Origin of the sequence: Legionella tunisiensis (assembly GCF_000308315.1) — a bacterium.
In the GTDB taxonomy this organism is placed as follows: domain Bacteria; phylum Pseudomonadota; class Gammaproteobacteria; order Legionellales; family Legionellaceae; genus Tatlockia; species Tatlockia tunisiensis.
The window spans coordinates 1-2952 of the sequence record NZ_CALJ01000332.1; the positions used below are offsets into that span (position 1 = coordinate 1).

Consider the following 2952-nt stretch of genomic DNA (forward strand, 5'->3'; position numbering starts at 1 on the left):
AACTCTATTAGAAATTCCAACCTTCATCGCCTTTTGGAAACTTTGATAATGAAATGGGAATCTGAAAGAGGGTAGGGCAGTAGTTAATGGGTTTCTCTTATAGCAATTTGCATTATTGAATAACCGTCGTTTTTCAAGACATTTGGCTGTTAAGAATGAACTCATGGATTTTTACACTTTTTTAGTGTAAAATATTAATATAAAACTCAAAGAAATAAAATTGTGCAGAACCTTAGTATTGTAGAGTTAACAAAAAAGCCCAAAAGGATTTGTCTAAAGTTCCTGAATATATTAAAACCAAACTCCTAGTTTGGGTTGACTCGGTGGAGCGATTTGGGATTTATGAAATCCGAAAGATACCTGGATACCATGATGAGCCTCTTAAAGGAGATAGAGTAGGGCAGCGGTCAATCCGGCTTTCGAAAGCATATAGAGCAATCTATGTTTTAAATAAAAAATGAAATGGAAATTATTTCTATTGAAGAGGTAAATAAACATGAGTACTAATGCGCGACGCTACTTGGAAAAATTAGTTGGTTCTTTAAGCCTTGGGAAATCCCTTCGTGCTATTCGGCTTGGTGAAGAAGAAAGCCAAACTAATTTTGCCAAAAAATTAGGTGTTTCCGTACAATATCTTTGTGATCTGGAGCACGATCGAAAAATCGTAAGTCCTAAAAAAGCCAAAGAATTTGCTGATATTTTAGGTTACTCCCCAGAGCAATTTGTTTGTTTGGCCTTACAAGACTCTCTTAATCAATATAATATTCCTATGCATGTAGAGGTGTCGGCCGCCTAATTGGTCATTCAAATAAAAATTATGAATTGACACCGAATAGCTCCTGAATATTAAATCTAAGGTTAAAGATAGAACATTATTATTCCATATAAGTAAAAAATTAAATACAACATAGTGCGCGGATTCTCCCTTGACACTTTTGATTTAGGAGATAAAATCGTCGGCAGGTTAGGCAGAAGCCTTGCGCCTGCGCACTAAAGCTTACACGAGTACTGTCATTGAACAAAAAATGTTCTCAAAATCATATTAAACCAAAATTCGCTCAAAAATGTTTTGGAAGCAGGCGACATGGCATTTGTGAGTAAATGAGGTAAATATGATTACTCCAGTTTCTCCGAGATTTCTTAAACAGGAAGCAAAAAAGCTACAAAAGAGTCGTAATCTATCAAGAAGTAAAGCCCTTGATGAAGTTTCAAAGAAGTATGAATTTTCTAATTACAGACACTATCTAAATGTTTATGAATCTAATCGCAAGAAGTTCGCATCTACAAAACATGTTCTTTTAAAGAATATATCTTTAGAAAAAGATATGCATAAAAAAATGGAGCTCGCACTTTCATTTATTCGAAACTTTAAAATTCCTTTTCGAGATTTATTAGATATTCTCAAACAATTTCAACATTCAGAAAGAGCTGTTCAAGCTATTTGTGAAAAATTGAATTTGATGAAAGGTGAAATCCAAAAATTTTTATTTAACGATTTTCTTACTGATGAAGGACAGTATGAAATAAATTTCAGGGCACCTAATTTTATAGCCAAAGAGATTGTTATTAATGGCCTTACTTATGAAATAGATAAAGATAAGCTCTGTGTGGATGGTGATTATGTTCTCAAGACTGAATTTGAGTTTGAATTAGACGAAAACGACCCTAACAGCAAAGATGAGCGTTTCAAAGATCGCGAATTTGATGGCTCATTTGGAGTTGAGATTGACAGGAATAAGGAAATAATTTTTGTACATTCAGATATGACCACGAGTAACGGTTTAATGCCATTGCGCGCATTTACCGAAGAAGAAATGGAGGAATATTTCAGGAATTTCCCTGATGAGCGTAATCAATTTGATGATATATTGGTATTGGATAATCCCAGCTATGATGACATCAAACGCTCCCTCTTAAATAATGAACCCCTCACAGGAAAGATGCTTGAAGTTGCTCTAGACCTTGTTGAAGTTGATGGTGACGATGAGTACTCAAAATTTGTACGAAACATCGGTGTCAAATTGAGAACAGGCCAACCACTCGATGAATATGAGTTTCATATTTTTGTTGATGTGTTAATGTTTCATGTCCAGCTTGCTTCTTGATTGATATCAGCAAAAATTTCTACTAACTCTTCGACGCAGCTCACATTTAGGGTGCGTCGAGAGCGACCCTAAAGGAATAAAAGGGCAGTCACCCTCAAGCTTCTATACTACGAATAGAAAGATTTAGATTTTATACTGGCTTAGATTCAACTGATTAGTGCAATTTTTTGTATATAAAAAAGACAGAAGAAGTTAGTAAACTTCCTACTGTTTTAATACAGGAGTTGTTAAATGAGTTATGCGCGTTTGGACTATCTTAAGCGATGCAAGATACAAGCTTTTGTGCATGCAGGTTACACACCAGGCCTTTAAACCTCCAAACTTTTTTCTAAATTTTTTTGCTTTAAATTTAGAGTTTCAATAATCCGCAGTGATCATTATCAGGTTTAGGTAAGCAAATTACCATTTTATGCTGTCTTGCTCTAACCGGCGTAGCGCTCCGGAACTTGCGCTGTGATGCAAAAACAGGAATGTTGGTGCTTAAATGTTGCAATTATAATTCCTAATTTTCTTTTGTGGTTGATACTTTTACTGTTTTTATGATGTATTGTTGCGCAAAGTAATATGGATTCGGGTCTTTGAGTTCCTACTCGCCCTGTTCTAGGAACTCAACAAATATTGATCGATAAAATTCTGGGCGAATTAACTATAGAATGTCCGGTTTTTTGCGCTACAGCGCAAGTTCCGGAGCGCTACGCCAGATAATGGCATTATGCTCGCTTCAAGCCGTCGATTTGAACGAGGACTTTCTGGTCAATCAAGTAAATCAGAACTGGTGCAGATGCGCCAAAAAAGGCAGCATTTACCGGAGGTAGACAAACGCTTTGTGGCGCGGGTAAAAACGGAG

The 2952-nt window shown here is 35.9% G+C and carries 2 protein-coding genes; both read left to right on the forward strand.

The features are described from left to right. The first annotated feature begins 496 nt into the window (after positions 1-496). The gene (locus tag BN58_RS20440; RefSeq protein ID WP_019218439.1) at positions 497-796 is read left to right on the forward strand and encodes a helix-turn-helix domain-containing protein; all 300 of its coding nucleotides are present in this window, start codon (positions 497-499) and stop codon (positions 794-796) included. 316 nt (positions 797-1112) lie between these two features. Then, positions 1113-2105, forward strand: coding sequence for a hypothetical protein (locus BN58_RS20445; RefSeq protein ID WP_019218440.1), 993 nt, complete (start codon positions 1113-1115; stop codon positions 2103-2105). Positions 2106-2952 lie beyond the last annotated feature (847 nt).

Excerpts from the sequence above, each read along its gene's own strand:
- BN58_RS20445 (WP_019218440.1), top strand. The coding sequence starts at position 1,113 with ATGATTACTCCAGTTTCTCCGAGATTTCTTAAACAGGAAGCAAAAAAG.
- BN58_RS20440 (WP_019218439.1), top strand. The coding sequence starts at position 497 with ATGAGTACTAATGCGCGACGCTACTTGGAAAAATTAGTTGGTTCTTTA.